The organism is Algoriphagus iocasae, assembly GCF_014206875.1.
Taxonomy (GTDB): Bacteria; Bacteroidota; Bacteroidia; order Cytophagales; family Cyclobacteriaceae; genus Algoriphagus; species Algoriphagus iocasae.
In genome coordinates this window covers 95,279-112,534 of sequence record NZ_JACIJO010000001.1, presented here as the reverse complement: position 1 = coordinate 112,534, position 17,256 = coordinate 95,279, and the positions used below count along the sequence as shown (strand labels likewise).

Genomic DNA, 17,256 nt, shown 5'->3' with positions numbered 1-17,256 from the left:
TGGTAAACAAAAAACAGAATTTATGAGTGATAGAGAAATTGATACTGCTTTTGATTTTGTAAAGAATACAAACCTGTCTTTTTTTTTAACTGGGCGGGCAGGAACCGGTAAATCTACTTTTCTAAGAAATGTTGTCAGCACAGTTGGTAAGAATTTTGTAGTGTTAGCACCAACAGGAATAGCAGCCTTAAATGTTAATGGTGTTACTATTCATTCTTTCTTTCAATTCCCTCCACGGCCGTTGTTACCTAAAGACAAAGGAATCAAAACATTCTGGGAGAAGTCTGAAAAGAGAAAACTCATTGCATCACTGGACACTTTGATTTTGGATGAAGTATCTATGATCAGAGCAGATATAATAGATGCCATTGATTTCTCACTTAGAAAAAATGGAGGAAACCCAAATCTCCCGTTTGGTGGGAAACAAATTATTTTTGTAGGTGATCTATATCAACTAGAACCCATCATCCAGGAAAAAAATGGGGAAGCGCAAACCCTTGGTGAGTTTTACGAAGGTTTGCGGTTTTATCAGGCTCAAGTTTTTAAGCATTTAAAACTTTTCACGATAGAGTTAAGTAAAGTTTACCGACAAAAAGACCTTGATTTCATTAGTCTTCTCGACAAGGTCAGAACTAAATCTTTGAATCACGAAGAACTCAATCATTTAAATACCCGAGTAATTCACGAAACGGTCTCAGAAGTAGGAAATCATACATTGACACTTACCACCACACTTGATGCCGCTCAAAAAATAAATCAATCCCGGCTATCTGAAATCAATGGAAATCCATTTTTATATAAAGCCGAAATTTCAGGTGATTTCGATCCGGGAGCTTATCCATCTGACTTAGATCTAAAATTAAAGGTGGGTACACAGGTCATATTTACGAAGAACCACCCTGAAGGAAAATGGGTCAATGGATCACTCGGGGTCGTCAAAGGGTGTTCTGATAACCTTATCAATATTGAATTAGAAAATAGCACCATTTGTGAAGTGGAGAGGGATATATGGGAGAGCGTAAAATACCAGTTTAATAAGGACACAAATAAAGTTGAACAAGAAGTAATAGGATCCTACAAACAGTTCCCAATAAAACCTGCCTGGGCAATAACTATTCATAAAAGCCAGGGTATGACCTTTGAAAGGCTAAATATAGATTTTGGCAATGGAACCTTTGCCTGCGGCCAGGCCTACGTCGCATTAAGTAGGGTGACGTCTTTTAATGGTTTATTACTGAACAGGAAAATACACCATTCTGATATTCAAGTCGATCATTCAGTAAATGATTTTTTACAAGAGACGATACCGCATAACCTGCATGCTTTATTGAGTACGGGGAAAACAGAATTTGCCATGCTTAAAGGTGAAAATCCGATGTTGCTTGGAAACCTCTATTTGCATCAAGTTTTAACTGATATAGTGGAGTCGGATTATAAAAAAGGATATGAGCACCTTCTAAAAGCATTTGCTTATACCTCAAATGATCAGGATATAGTAAGAGATCAGAATTTTATAAATTTGTTAGCCAAGGCAGAAAAGGCATTGACATCTTCTTTTCAGATCAACAAACCTTCATATCGTTTAAGCCTCCTGACCGGAACTGTTTATTTCTTTTTAAGAAGATACAGCTCCGTCATTCAAATACTTAAACCTGCATTGAAGCACGATGACAGTAGCATTGCCCATTACATGCTAGCCCGGAGTTTATGGAATGAAAAAGAGTTCAGTGAAGCTTTGAACATTACTGATACAGCTCTTTCTCTGGCGCAAAACTCTCGAAACTACCTACTGAAAGCCACCATTTTAAATCCATTTTTGGAGGAAAACGTCAACAATGAGCTCGTGAGCAAAAGTCTTTATTTGGAAAGCTATATTCAGGCTCTTAATTTTTCTTCCACCAATATGGAAGCGTTTGAGGCAATACGTGCTTTTATAGTTAAAGAAGGAATGAAGGTTGATTTGCCATCTCTTATGAGATTTAAACAAGAATTACTTAAAAATCAGCTAGATGAGACTTTTTTTGAAGATATACTTGTATTAATTAACAGGAATAAAAGGGAACTCCTACGCTGCGCTGCCAAAGCTGAATTTTATAGTAATGCAGTAGAATTAAATTCTGAAGAATCTATTTTCGAAACCGATGACGATTTGATTGATGACATCAGTGAAGATGACCTTATTGAAGACCTTCTGGATGAATTTCTGGATGATGATACAAACGATTATTATTAGGGGAAACATACATTCCAGATCAAAAATAAAACTCCAAAATGCATTACCACTCCATACCCTTCGAGCAGTACAAATAAAATAGCCTATTTCAGGAAGTTTAAATGGGTCTTTTCAAAAAAGATTCTGCCCGTATTGACCGCTTTACGACCTTCTTACAATTTGGGCATTTATATTATTTTTCATCCATTCGTGCCTTTACGTCTTTTACTATCATTTCTGATTTCGCCTGAAAGGTCTTCAGAACCGGCACGTAGTTCTCATAGATAAGCATATAATGGAAAGCCACTCTGTTTTTGTATTCCGGGTCATTCGCAAAATAACGGACATACGCTTCTTCCTTTAGTTCTCCAATGGATGAGGAAGCATACCACGGGTAGGTATCACGCCAGTGCTTTAGGTTTTCGATTATATCCTCATTGATCAGGCTATTCAGTTTTTCTACTTCATCATCTAAGGTCGTGTAGAAGTTAACGACATCAAATGTGAGGGAATCACTTTTAAATTCTCCCGTATTGATACTTCTGTTGAGTTGCTGAAATCCCCTGGTGTTTATGGTGAGTAACCTTCGTCCGGTAATAAGATACCTGCAGTGATTGCATTCCAGGATTTCCTTTTGGCTAAGGGTATCGGCTATTACCTTTTCGAATGTTGATCTCTTGTCCTCATAGTAATCCAAAATCTGTTTTACTTCCTTTAGATCGATCTGAATGTCATTTAACAGGATGTGGAAGATGCCCTTTTTAATTTCTGTTTCGGCCCTGTTCCTGTTCCAGTTATTGATGGAAACGGCTATCAAAATCCCGATTACAATTAATAGCACTTCTCCCAGGGCGTATTTCAGATAGTTCTTTATCCTGCCGTTTGTTAATAGTTTATGTTTGATTTTTCTAAACATGTTTATTACTCAAAGTGATTGACTATAGGAAAAATAGATTGAGGGTTCATATGCTACAGGAGTGAATCTCTAAACCTACATCTTCAATTTCTTCGCATTAATCCCGTTTATTACTCCCTTTTCCTTACGACTATTTTAAGAAAAGTTCTTTACTATTCCATACCGAAACAGATTGATGGAAATACACACATCATTTTAAACTGAGCTGTTAATCTCTTACTGATACTCTTTAGGTTTTCATTCTACAAATCGCACAGACTTTTAGAATGTCCCAGGAAAGGCTGACCGCCTCACTATCCCTTCACAAACTTAGAGGTCATATTCCCTTCACTTGTTTTCAGGTTTATCAGGTAAATCCCCTGCTTCAGTTCTGAAATGTTCAGTTCACCGATCTGAGCACTGGATTGTACTTTTTGCCCGGAAATATTGTAAATATCTATTTGGTGGATGTTAATGTCACCGGACAGCTCTATGGTTAGCTTATCAGTAGCGGGATTGGGATAGATTTTAAGGGAAGGCTTTGAAAAGATGTTTTTCTGAAGTCCAATAAAGGAAAAGCATGCAGAAGTATCGGTACAATCATACCTGTTTACAATAACAGCACTCACAAAATTGTTCTATACACTATTGCAGAATATAAAGTATTCTGGCAATAGAACTGATGCCCATACCTTCATTGTTCATCTTTACCAGTATACCTTCTTTTTCATTATGGTTTTTCCATTGATATGAAAGCTGTTGGTATTCCAGACAAACTTTGCACCGGTATATCTGTCGTCTGTTCTTTTTCCCTTTTTTATGGCATTTTCCCTTACAGTAACGACACTTCATTTTTGCAACAAAAAAAGCCAAGAGAGGCATAATGGACAAGGCTTTCAGCTTGTTTTTTGCTACTTAGCGAACACCACATATTTTAAGCTCAGGTTTTAAAGGCTTTTCAGAAGCTTCTCTTTAGTTAATGGGGCATTGAACCATCATTCTCACTAAAATCATATTTCTGAAAATCAATATATAAAGAACATTTTTACACTAAATGCTACCTAAGGAACATTACCGGTAGCCAGGTTTTTCTTTTCCAGTGTCAACACTTCCTATATTTTTTGCTGCTGTTTATCATGAAATATCACAGGCCTTGCTTGAAGAACCTGGTCATTAAGACTGATCAAAGAATTGTTTCTTATTGTGAACCCAGATACAAAATCCCCAAATACAGTCTTTTCAAAAATAGACATATTCCTATTCTCTACTTTATAAGAGAAGTCATAAATAGAATGTAAATCTTTAATATAACATATATACGTGGTATATTTCCTTTGATCAATTTCTGTTTCATACTTTCCAAGTATGGCCTTATTATTCTGAAATTCTAAGAGCTGAATATTATGGCCTAGAAGAATCTCAGAAGTATCATTATAAAATGACTCATAGGATAAACTCATATATTCCTTTAATGATAAACCCTTAGCTTCATTTTTAATAATCGTACAGTATTCCAATGAACTTATTTCTGCATTTTTATTTAAATATGCATAGTAAAGAGCCTTCTCCGTTTTAACTTCTTCCCACTCCTTTAAAACATTAAATTTTAAAGTTTTATCATCTATAGAGTTTAAAACTTCCCAAGTTACAGAAAGCATTGTATCACCTAACGAATAAGTCCATTTCCCGATTTTTAATTCCCCTTCATATTTACCTTCAGCTATAAACTCATTAATAGAATTTGAGACTTCTTTTTCGTCTTTAGAATTTGACTTTTTATCAGTTGTTTTTGACTCCATACATGAGCAAATGAAGATAATTATGGATAATGAGTATAGACATTTCTTTAATAAGTTCATCATATTAATTTTCCTTTGAGAGTGAAAATTTACCTCCTATTGTTACTGAGCTGCTTCCTACCGGAACTGTCCCTTGAACTTTTACACCCGCTTCAGTAGTACTTGATCCATTTGATGATTCAGTATGAGAAACAAAACCGCCATTTGAGCCAGCACCAACTGTAACTTGCTGTTTATTCTGAGCTTCTCCTGTTGCCACATTTACTGATGATCGACTTTCATATGTCACATCCACTCCATCTACTTTTCCAGTAACTTTTACTTTATTAACAACTTCTGTTTTTTGATTAATTTCAAAAGTTACAGGATAACTGGAAGCTTGTTTATTATCAGAGGTTGGTGTAAAAAAATCTTTAAACCTTGTCCCCACAGTTGCTGTAGTTGTTTGATCAATAGAAGTGTTATTTCCTACGCTCTTACTGACAGTAAAGAACGTACTCAATGAAGCGCCTAAATTGTCAATAGCCGTACCCATACCTTGGAACCACTCAGTTAATCCTTGATACAAATAAGTTACTGGATTCTTATAAACTGGTGGATTCCCTGGACCGTTACCATCTGGATCCACTAAATTCAGAGGGTTGTTCTCGACAAAATTATATGGGGTTATATAAGGGTATTTATCTGCCCATGGATCAACACTGAGCCAGATTGACTTCTGTGGATTGTAGTACCTTGCCCCATAGTAATATAACCCCGTCTCCTCATCCAGTTCCTTCGCATTAAAGCGGTACATCGAAGTAAACCCGTTTCCGGCATCGTGATGCTCTAAGGTTTCACCCCAGGGGCTGTAATAAAAGTGCTGCCAGGCCTTACCACTGAGATCCGTTACCCATTCTGTATTGCCCAGGTAACTGGAATGGTACCAGTAAGTAGTACCTGCTAAGGTATCTCCTTCCAATTCAGGTAAGGTCAAAAGCACATCCATGTCAAAATCAAACGCTTCTTCTCCACCTCCCATACTCTCCTGATCTCTCAGCCCCAGGCAATGCAATGCAAGTTGCAAATCCCGTTCTGCTCCCTGCTTCAGGCTTTGGGGTATATCATACCAGGAATCGTATAAATCATCTGTATCATATTTTAACCCGGCCTGAAATCCCTTGTTTTTTAAACTGCTGGCTACCCTTTGGCTGCCCATATAAAAATGCTTGCTCGTTTCCACAATATTGGAAAAATGCTGCACATTATAATAAGGGTTTACATATACCATATAGGGCGCTAAAAGAAAAGACGCACTACTTTGATCACCTTCTGGTCCCCCGGAGGCATAGTCCATGGATCCCTTCATCAAGCGTTCCCCGTTATGATCATATAAATAATGTACCGCATTATTCTCCATCCTGGAACCTCGTAGCTTTTGATCCTCGTCCCAGCAAAAATCAGCTGTAACAGAACCGTTGGAGTGCTGGATCACACTACCTGAGCTATTGTATACATAGTCTGTAATTACACTGCTGTTTGTAATATCATCTACCTTGTGCCCGTTGTAGCTGTATGAAAGGCTATAATTAGGGCCACTCGTGCCATAGCTCTGTGCTTTTGTCAATATACTGCCTACATCATTATAAGTCATGTTCAACGCATAGGTTATGGACGAACCTGAATTAAACCTGGCATATTGCGAATTACTCACCCCACTAAGCCTGTTTAAAGGGTCATAGGAATAATAAGCCTGGTAATTTCCACCCATATTTTTACCACCTACTGCTACACCCCCGGTATTGGTAACCGAAGCCACCAATTCTCTTTTATTATAGGTAAACGTTTTATTAGTCAGGTAATCATCATTCACATCCCAAAGTTTCACATTATTAATACGCCCGGTGGTCTTATCGGTGGTAATGGTCGTTTTGGTACCATTGCCATATTCTATGGTTTTTATATTTCCATAACCATCATATACAATATTACTGATAATATCCAGAACCCCGGCATCGTGCGAAAAGCTTTCCAGGTCTCCCAGTGTATTGTAGTTGTAATCCACCTGGTCTCCGTCAGGATACACCATTTGCAGGATTTTACCGAATCCGTCATAACTAAAGGTGGTGGTATAGGTCTGTTCTCCCACCTGCGGGATCCTCAGTATTTTTTCTTCGCTTATCGTATGTCCCAGGGCATCATACTCAAAATGGGTAAAGGCATAATTGGGGCCCTGCTGAATTTGGGTCACACGTCCGGCTCCGTTTACCCCGTCATTGAAACTACCATAGGTGTAAATGACATTATTCACTTTACTGATATTTTCAGGCATCTTCTTCTTTTTGAGACGGGTATAGTCATACTCCATCACAATACCTGTTGCCCCGGTGGCGGGTGTCACTATCTTAATCAGGTTTCCTGCATCATCATATTCGTAATCACTCTGGCCCCGGTCAGGATGCACTTCCTGCAGCATTTTACCCTGCAAATCATACCCGTAGGTAGTGGTTAAGCTCAGGTCATCCGTGGTGCTCAGCATCTGCCCTAAAGCATCGGGCTGCAAAGTGGTTTTTATCTCGTTGGAACCTTTAAACTGAATGGTTCCCACTTGCTGCCGCATATAGTTGCTATAACTCCTGCTTTTGGCTGTGATGCTATTGTCGTCAACGATCATCTTCTGGGTATAAAAATATTCACTACCCATTTTATTGTCCCAGCCATAGGCATAATCCCACTGGGACCTGCCGCTACCGGTGCGGGGCGTATACTCACGTGTGACCCTGCCAAAGGCATAATCATATGTGGTGGACACCGCATTATCTGTGACATTATCCGTATAGGCCATGTTGATATTCCCAAGGGTGGCAGAAGCGGGTTCCAAAGAGGGCCCTGTTACTTTCACGGGTCTCCAGATATAATCGTATTGGGTAAAACCGGACAACTGCCGTTTTACTTCATTAGCCGTACCGGTGCTGTTGGCTACAGACACCTCTTTTTTAACCTGTATCACGCGTCCTGTACCGTCTATAAAAGTGGCTGTTTTTAAAGAACTGCTCATGCTTCCTGCTGTAAAAGTATATGTGCCACAGGTACCTGCCGCCCCGGTGGTACCCGGCACGGATGCTGCTGTGCCGGTATTGTGGTAGGTATAGGCCACCGGTATACCGGCAGAACCATCTCCAAAGGGATGGTATTCAAATTCCAGTGAAGGGGCGGGGTTGGTTTGGGTTAAAATTTCATTAGGCCCGAAAACCCTTTTCATGCGGTAATAGTTATCATATTCATACACCATGGGATTGCCATTGATGTCTGTAGTAGATAGCAGGTTACCTGTTTTGGGGTCATAGTGAGAACAGCTTATGTAATCATAGGATTCATTTTCTACACGTTCTATAAACTGGTGGTGCCTGGTGTCATAACTAAAGTTCACGGTTACCGCATCACCTGCATGATTTTCAGAGCCCTCTATCTCAGTAATATTTCCATAGGTATCGTATGCCAGATGGGTTAGTGACTTCCGGTTGACTGATTCATTATCAAAATCATTCACTTCTATATAACTCCAGATCTGTGCAGGAGCACCTTCTGCTGTAAGCGTATGTACCCGCGAATAGCGCAGCAGGTCATTGATGTTCCCTAACGTACCACTAAAAATTTTATGTGATTTAAGGATATTGGTTTTTCCATTCGCATTGGCTCCGGCAGGATCAAAGTATTCCATCACTGCTGTCAACTCCGAAATATAGGGCACGTTGTCTACCTCCCTGGTAATCTGGATGGATTCAATCGTCTCTTTTTGATGGTAACTGAAGATCTCAGCATCTATGATATAACAGGTGCAGGGTGCCGTTTCATCACCAGGTATCTCACAGGTGTAGGTGTCCACTATCTTATCACTGCGGGGGATTTCATCAGGGTTGCAAATGGTATCTGTGGTCACAGGTCCCGGACCGGTATAACAGGGGCCGGACGGAAAGTTGTAATACAGGGTATCTTTGGAAAAACCTTCTTCCGGGTAGGGTATTACATAACCTCTCTGGCCTGTATACGGGTGAAGAACCTGCGTATAACTTTGAAATTCGGTACCCTGGGGTTCTAAAAAATCCGAAAGGGAGTGGCCCAGTGTTCGGGTTTCCACCTTTACATTTTCTATGCTCGCTATAATTTGGGTGGTTTTAGTGGCGTTGCCGTTATACCCGTTCAGCGTGTAGCTGGTAACATTTAAGTATGCATCATAGGTGAGGTCATATTTGAGAGCCCTTATTTTGGCAGGGGTTCCCAGGTTGGGAACATCAATATAGGCTTCAGATACCACAGCAGGAAAAACACAGGCGCTTTCAGACAGGTTGGAGAACCCTGTGATTTCCGTCAGGTCACCATTGCTATTATGGGCTACCTCGTTCATATGGCTGCCACTATTGTTCATTTCGTAAAAAGCATAATCGTAGATCACTTCCGACATCCGCTTTCGGGTTTCGGTTATAACTTCTGTATATCGGTTTGGCAGGCACTGGTCATCATCAGAAGAGTACTCGTTAGCTTCATATTCATTAAAATAGGTACGCGAGTTAAATACCACGCCCTGCAGGTACCAGGCCATTTTAAGGGTATTAAAAGAGAGATCCGTGGGCCTGAAATACTCGGTTACTTTGGACGTATACTTTTGAATCAGATTGTTTTTGCGATAAGAGCATCCGTTTTCATCAGGATCCAGATCTGATATGGTGTTTTTAGTATATTTCGGCATTAGGGTCTCTGTGCGGCTGAACCCTAAAAACTGGCGGTTTCTTCTACTTTGAATGCCACCATCATATTTAAACTCATAGCGTTGCTGGTCTGCTCCATCGTTTAATCCATTCCCATTGATATCATAACCATCATGAACGGTAACCGCGCTCATCACCCATTTGCTAAAGGGCATAAACCAAAATGAAGGTTCATCGTTTCCGCCATCATGCATTTTCACCGTAGCGGTTTTAAGGCCTTTTTTGTTGCCTTCCCGTTCATATTCAATGGTAAAGGAGCCTCCCAGGGGGTTCTCCACTTTTCTCAAAAGATTGGTGGTACCTACTAAGTTTTTGTACACTTTTATGCCGTCTTTATAACGCTCCACAAAATCCGGCAAGCCATCCCCATCCATATCAATGAGGGCAGATTTAAGTTCATTCATGGCAAAGTTATAGCTGGCTCCGCCACCTGCACTACCCTTTACAAATGCAAACAGGGGAAAACCTACTGTAAAAGCTCCGTTAGCGGAAAATCCATAACTGCCGTTTACCCCTGCATCCGGCAGGTTTGCGGGACTGGCAACAGCCGAAAGACAAGCATTACAATCTATAAAAGATGAACCTGTATTAAGTTTAAAGGAATAATCACCCTCGGAAGACCTGATGATCTGATCGGCCAATCCGTCTCCGTTCATATCAATAAACAGGCGTTCCTTCTTGGATCGGGCATCATTTATATTGATCCCCAGGCTAAAGCTCTTGCCTACCCCTTGTTTCATATTGCTATTGCCGAAGGAAGCCCCAAGTGCAAAACCGAAACTTTCTGAAGCAGACAGGCCATATACCTGCGATGGCATATCCACTGCGCTTAACAGGCTTTTCCCTGTACTTAAATAAACTTCGGCCTCTTCATTCCTGGGTTGTTTTATTTTATCCGGTAAACCATCACCGTTTATATCAAACCACTCCACACGGCCAAAATCCTCACCAAAACTGACGGAACCACTTCCTGATCCTGAGCCGTCCGCGGAGTTCTTCGTAAAACGCTTGTCTTCATTTATATAACTTCCGTTGGCCATTAAACCGGAACTCTCGGTCTGGCTTACTGAAAGTTCACCGATGTTATCATAATACAGGGAACTGCGGTTGGCAGGGCCTGAATCACCGGGATTGGGATGTCCTCCCAGGGGGTCTGTCAGCAACCCATGATGGCCGTTACTCTCATTCAGGTTCACTATATCGGGATATTGATCGCCATTCATATCCATAAAGGCCTGCAAAGCATGCGTATTATACTGGGCTTCATTATAGGTCTCGGAAGAAATCAGGGCCACACTGGTCGAAGGGGTTGAAATGCCGGGGCCTTTACTCTCTGCCCTTGTCAACGATTCAGAATAAGGGGTAATCCCCTGGGCACTATACACGCCAAAGGGTATAGTAGTAGAGATCCTGTCGGGTTTTACTTCTTCTTCACCAAATTTTCCCGGTGCATTATACCCGCCCCTGTATACACCTATGTGTGTACTGTAAAAAGACCACCTGTCCAGGTCTGCATAATAGGGGCTGCTGCCTTTTGCCTTGATATACTGGCGCATCAGGCTTACATCCTCAGGACCTCTCTTTGCGATCAGGCCGAAAAAATTCTGGTCGGCAGGGTTTAAACCAGTCGTTATTTCATTAAAGTCAATATTCTCAAAATCGGTGACTTCACTTAAGTTATTTTCCCCGGCTACGGCACGGTTAGGAATACTCAGGTTGGTATGGTCAATTAAATCTGAAGGTACATTTGTGTTGCTCCATACAAACTGCCCCCAATGCAGTAAGTAATCATTTACATCAGCCCTGTCTTTGGCATAAATGCTTACATAATTGTTTAATGATACTGATAGTTTTTTGCTGTCTTTTAAAGTAACATTTACCCTGCCCGGGTGATCTCTTAGAAACCGGGCCAGCGATACGTTTTCACAAAAAAGAGCTATATACAATTGTTTTTCATAAAGCTGCGACACCTCAAAATTCATTTCCGAAACTACTTCAACCGCATCTATATTATCTTCTCCCGGTATACTAAAAGGCATCCAGCCTATCCTTTTTTCATCCGTTTTGGCCGTAAAATGTAAAAACTCACTTTCGGGGTTTTTATCGGTGGCTGCATGTATGGTGCTCATATCGCCCTCACTTAAGTTCAGGGACACCCTCAATTTAAGTTGATTGGGATACGAGCCGGGTACGGTATATTTCCCCATTAATTGTACGGCACGGTTATAGGTATCAAAATACACGGGCGGGTAATACGCCTTGTCCTGTTCTCCGCAATCTCCCATTTTAAAAGTGATCCTAGGCCGCCAGTTAATGGTTTCCCATCTTACATTGGAATTTGCGGAGACCTTAAAGGATATACTTACCAGGTGATCTGCATTTAAAGAGCTGTGCACCTTTCCCATGGTACCCAGGGAATAACCGGACCCAAAACCAAAATTGCTCAGGGACACGGAGCTTGTAGCACTGGGATTTATACTCACTGTTTTGGTTTCCGATAATACCTCTGCCTGTGAATCTACATCATGTGCTTTAATGGTTATCGTAAGGTCTACCTTATCGGTCAGTGAACTTATGGTTAAAGAAGGCCAGTCTATTTTAATTTCCTGGTCCCCGGGGAATGAAGCACCTCCCCCGGACAACAGAAATCCATCAGCATAACTCGTGCTGGCGTAATTATATCCATTGGCATCATCCTTATTGTTCTGATTGGTAATATAGGTAACCTGTGGATTCCAATTTACAAAGTCCAGCTTGCCATCTTCACCTGCCTTGGTCCGGAATAAAATTTTATCTCCTTCACTTACCGCTTGTGTTTCAGAAACGGTTACAGAACCCGTTGTGAGGTCTGTGAAGTTTTTCAGCATACTGCCATTATATTGTATCCCCACTCTTGTGGTGCCGGTGGCTCCGGTATACTGGGAAGCATTTCCGGAGATCTGAACAGTTCCAGAAAAAGGGGCCGTCCATACTTTTACAGCCTCCAGATCCTTGGCAGCTCCTGGTGCGGCAGCACCTGAAGTCGCAGTGATGGCAGACCCTAAACTCTTAACAGGGTTAACAGTGTACTCACTATTGTTCGAAAAACTGATATCCCCGTTCAGGTCCTGGCTCCCAAAGAATACTATATTTCTATTGTTATTAGGCTCTACCACATCCACTATCCCATCTGCATTAAAATCCGTCAGAAAGGTTCGGGTTTCTGTTTTGGACGCTATCCATTTCTGTCCATAGAAATACAGGTTAAAGGGTGCTGAAAAGTCAAAGCCGTAACTGGTATTATTTGTACGGCTACGGTTTAGATCACCACTAAATTTAATTTCCCTGTAATTTTTATCCAGTCCCAGCTGTCCTTCATTTATTACAGTGGGATAATAGAGGATTCGCCCCTGTTTTCTGAAGATCAGATCGGGTAATGCATCTCCGTTTACATCCCTTAAATCGGTGGCAGATTCTGTGAAGTTTTGCCCGAACCCCACATTCCCGGAAAAGGTAAATCCTTTATCCTGGGCAGGTAAAAACTCAGGGGTGGCACCCACTCCCAGGTTTCCGCCAATATTATAACCATTGGTCTTTGTGGTCCCCAGTGCTGAGGGGCTTAATATGCCGTTTAAGTTGGCCAGCACAAAGCCCAGGGGCGGGGCCATGGCATAAAATATAAAATTACTTCCATAATTTCCCCCTCTTAGAATTTGGGGCGTGGTACTAAACTGAACGGGCTGCGGATCGTAGTAAGAAAATTTATGCTCATAAAATTTACCGCCATCTGCAGTGTGCTCTTCAACAGCGGTGAGCAGGGTCTTTTTATAGCGGGAATCATTACTGTACTTAAATACGTACTTTTTAACCTGGGTGGCTGACGGAGCCATATAATTAACAATGATCTCGTTTAAAACCCGCTGGTCAACTACTTTGAACCCGTTTTTCAGGTTCACCGTAGCATCCAAACGATTTGGTCCGGTACTAAAAACAATCTGGTAGCCGGGAGTATCTGAGCCATGGCCCGTATAGGTGATACTGGCCGGGAATATTTCCTCGCCACCTTTTTTAAAGGTTCCGTCTGATGAGGGAATCGTATGTTTTTCGTAGGTATACGTGATAAAATTCCCCCATTTATCTTCAATTTTCTTAAGGTACCAGCTGGCAATATTTCCGGTACCCGGATCTTTCAATACATATGCAGGATCTACACCTGATAAGGCATCTCCCCCGTAATAATAGGTTGTACCATTTGCCATCGTTTCTACCCAGTAGTAAGTAGACGGACTGTTTCCATATCTTTTGAGACTCTTAAAATTACTCCTGGTATTTTCAATAAAGTTCACCCCGCTGGCCGAACTTTGCCTGGTTACCCTGTCTCTGTTCGCCTTATAATTGCCTTCCATGGAAAGGGTATTTCCATTGATGGAGTAAACCTCCGTCTCTATGGAGTTATCATAAGAGGGTACTCCCCACCTGGTATCCACACTTATTTGAGGCATAGACAGGTTCCAGCCAACGCCCAGCCAGCCTGTCCCGGCATCGCTGCTATAGCTTAGGTTAAGGTTGGGGGTCATGCCGTTTCTACCCTCAGGGATTTCTAAGGGATAGGAGATGCGGGCTTCTCCCGTTTGACTTATACTGGGGGCCTGCATGATGTTCATCCCGCTGGCTGGGTTAGCCGCTTTTATATCGGAAATAGCTGTGGGTGCAAATGCGGAAGCCTCAGGCATTTCGGGCGTTTTAATCATACCCGCAAAGTAGCTGGTATTTCCAGGCATTTCCCCGCTGGCCATATGGTTGTCACCCTCTAAAACAGTCTTTTCTGCAACATCCCATCGGTTCTGTTCTTTGTCAAAATAAAAGAGTTTTATTTTGGAACGGCTACTAGCATCGGTAATGCCTTCTTTGTATTTTATTGATATCCTAAGGGGTGTTTCATCTTTTGACACCACCTTATATCCTCTTGCCTCAGCAGTAACATTCGTAATATAAGAAGGGACGGAAGGCATGGTAAGTTTATTTTCAACAAACTTATTTTCTACATGTTCCCCCATACAGATGAAGTGATTTTCAGAGGCCTTTTCAGCTGTAATCTCTTCATATTTTACGGTCCCTGCTATGGCCGAATTACTCAGAATTAACTGAACATTTTCTATTTTAACAGGAGCATTTAATGCCGGGTTGTTAAAACGAATTTTATTCAATCCTTTAGAAAACAGGTGTGCCGGTAAATCAACGATGTCTTTTTCTGAGCCTACAGCTTTATAAAAGGTTTTATTATCATTTATAGTTACCGGTAAATCAGATACAGAAAGATGATCCTTACTTTCAGCTATATACTTTAAGTAAGCAAACTTATAATCCTGAGGGTCGGTGGTAATATCAACATTAAAAACATCATCTGCAGGCATGTTTAATGGGTCTTCCTCATGGAGTCCCAAATACGCAGCCGTTTCTTTAGCAAAAAATGTGACTGCTCCTACCTCTGCTTTAGGAGCTTTATAAGGAACCGTTTTATCTGTGGGATTTGGGCTGGCAACGGGTGTGGTGGCCGGTGTCTTTTCAAAGGTTGGAACAAAAGCACTGTTACTGCTTTCTCTAAACTCCGCATGGGCAAGTGCTGAAGCACTGGCCATAATATCATTGGCAAGAAAAAAGAAACATAAAAAGAGGGCGGCCAGCTTGGTGGATAAATCGTTGAACATGGCTATAATAGGTTTTTGAAGGTTTAGGTTAATTGACTACTACCTGGATCAGGTCTGAATAGGAAGGTGAGGTGAAGCGCACCAGGTAGGTGCCGTCCACATCAAAAATATGACTGAACAGGGTGGCTGTACCCGAGGGAATAAATTTCTCTACCAGTAAAGGGCTGCCTCCCTTATCAAACACCTCTATTTTAAAAGGCATATCATTTAGATCATTAAACTGAAAATGTATTTCATGATCTCCCGAACTGGGATTGGGGTAGGCCCGTATACCTGCCGTTACTCTTTGCTCCTGCAGGTACATCCCTGAAGAAGTATTGTCTTCGCCTGACTGACTGGTGGCATTACCGGTATTTGTATTATCCGCTCCTGAAGTCAACAGATTTGCTTCATTTGCCCACGGATGACCAGCATAAGGGTCAGTAAGATCAGGGCAATTGTCCAGCAGAATAACCTGGTCTGCCAGGGTAACATCAGGATTGGAGATATGTATCTGGTACTGACCGGAAGCCAGGTTCTTGATCGTGCTGTTTTCCACCATCAGGGTTTCCTCCAGCCTTTCATTGGTCGTCAGGTTTAACAGGTCCACATGGGCAGGTAAAGCTTCCGGGGCCAGTTTCAGGTTGATAAAACTGGGCGTGGCCGGGGTACAGGGGGTGGTCACCACCTGGCACAAAGGCTTGCACCGGGTTTCAGGAGCACCCCACACCAAATAATACTGGCTTTCTTCCATTTCCGCAGTAACAGGAATGGTAAGCCGGGTGTAGTCCCCGCTTTGCGCTCCTCTTATAGGGATCTGGCTATATCCATTGCTCAGGGAAGGCCATTCGTCCTTTGACAATTGCTGTTTTACAGTGAGGTACACCCTGTCGGTTTCATACTTCCAGTTCACAGGATTGATCTGCCAGGCACGGCTTCCCAATGCTTCCCCACACTGCATGGCTTCAGGAGTGGTTTTGCTTTTGGAAAAGATCAGCATAGAGTTGTTGGCCAGGTCACCTTCGGGCATTTGAGCTAAAAGACTGGTACTGTCCAGGCTTATCTGAATGGAGGCCGCATCTGCTGAGAAGGTCTGGGTCTGGTAAAATCCTAAGGAATCCACACGGCCCAGCGCCATAACTTCTTCATTAAAGACCAGGTCGCGTTCAACATCCCAGTATTTGGCGTTTTGGCCATCTATATAGTCCCGTAGTTTTTTGTTTTTGTTTTCCGTGATATTGATCGAGTACTTTAAGGCCAGGTAGGTTTCCACTTTACGGATCTCCATCGTATCGAGCAAACGATCGAAGTGGAGGATCTCAGTAAAACGGGTGGCGCTGTCTATGAAAGAAACACCTCTGTAATTTCGGTTCCCTGAGTTATAATGGTAACTCACCCGTATCATGGTAGGTGCTGACCTGATCACCTTAGTCATAGGAATGTCATGAGCGGCCACAGTAATCCGGTCCCTGAAAATCTGAATACGACCAAACCCGGCTAACGCCTGCTCAGTGGTGCTGTCGAGTGTTTTCAGAACCATAAACAAGGTGCCCTTTTTATACGCTGAAATTTTATCAAGAACAGCGAGGCTTGAAGAATCATTCGAAGGTAAAGTGTAGTAGTTGCCTATAGCAGTGGAGTCATCACAAATCGCTATGTTTTCGGATGGTTTGAGCCATACGGAACAGCTTTTGGGATTGAAAAATTGGGCTTGGATGCTAAATGGTGCGTTAAAAATAAAAAAGGCGATAAGGAATACGTTCCGGACCCTTTTCATACACCTGTGGGTTAATAGGTTTGGTCCCATATTTATTTAGGTTAAAAAATGGGCTAACAAACCTATGGTACAGCATCTGTAAAAAAAATACCGAATTTCCGGTATTTTAGTCAGGGTATTCCCTTAGTATATTGTAAAATTTTTATAGTGTAAGCAAAAGAT

At 41.8% G+C, this 17,256-nt stretch carries 6 protein-coding genes; 1 reads left to right on the top strand and 5 read right to left on the bottom strand.

The window, feature by feature from the left end; genetic code table 11:
* The first annotated feature begins 22 nt into the window (after window positions 1–22).
* Entirely contained in the window at window positions 23–2,233 is a 2,211-nt protein-coding gene (locus tag FHS59_RS00460; RefSeq protein ID WP_184492454.1) for an AAA family ATPase, read from the top strand.
* A gap of 172 nt (window positions 2,234–2,405) precedes the next feature.
* On the opposite strand, the gene FHS59_RS00455 is transcribed toward FHS59_RS00460, so the two are convergent.
* The 5 genes from FHS59_RS00455 to FHS59_RS00435 form a co-directional block, all read right to left on the bottom strand.
* A complete protein-coding gene (locus FHS59_RS00455) occupies window positions 2,406–3,128 on the bottom strand; it encodes a DUF6090 family protein (protein WP_184492453.1) in 723 nt (240 codons plus the stop codon).
* Window positions 3,129–3,421: 293 nt separating this feature from the next.
* Window positions 3,422–3,736: a T9SS type A sorting domain-containing protein gene (locus tag FHS59_RS23500; RefSeq protein WP_184492452.1), complete on the bottom strand. Its 315-nt coding sequence runs from the start codon at window positions 3,734–3,736 to the stop codon at window positions 3,422–3,424.
* Window positions 3,737–4,219: 483 nt separating this feature from the next.
* Entirely contained in the window at window positions 4,220–4,906 is a 687-nt protein-coding gene (locus FHS59_RS00445) for a hypothetical protein (RefSeq protein WP_184492451.1), read from the bottom strand.
* 64 nt (window positions 4,907–4,970) lie between these two features.
* Entirely contained in the window at window positions 4,971–15,338 is a 10,368-nt protein-coding gene (locus tag FHS59_RS00440) for a SpvB/TcaC N-terminal domain-containing protein (RefSeq protein WP_184492450.1), read from the bottom strand.
* 28 nt (window positions 15,339–15,366) lie between these two features.
* Window positions 15,367–17,094 carry a hypothetical protein gene (locus FHS59_RS00435; protein WP_184492449.1) on the bottom strand — a complete coding sequence of 576 codons (1,728 nt, stop codon included), beginning with the start codon at window positions 17,092–17,094 and terminating at the stop codon, window positions 15,367–15,369.
* Window positions 17,095–17,256 lie beyond the last annotated feature (162 nt).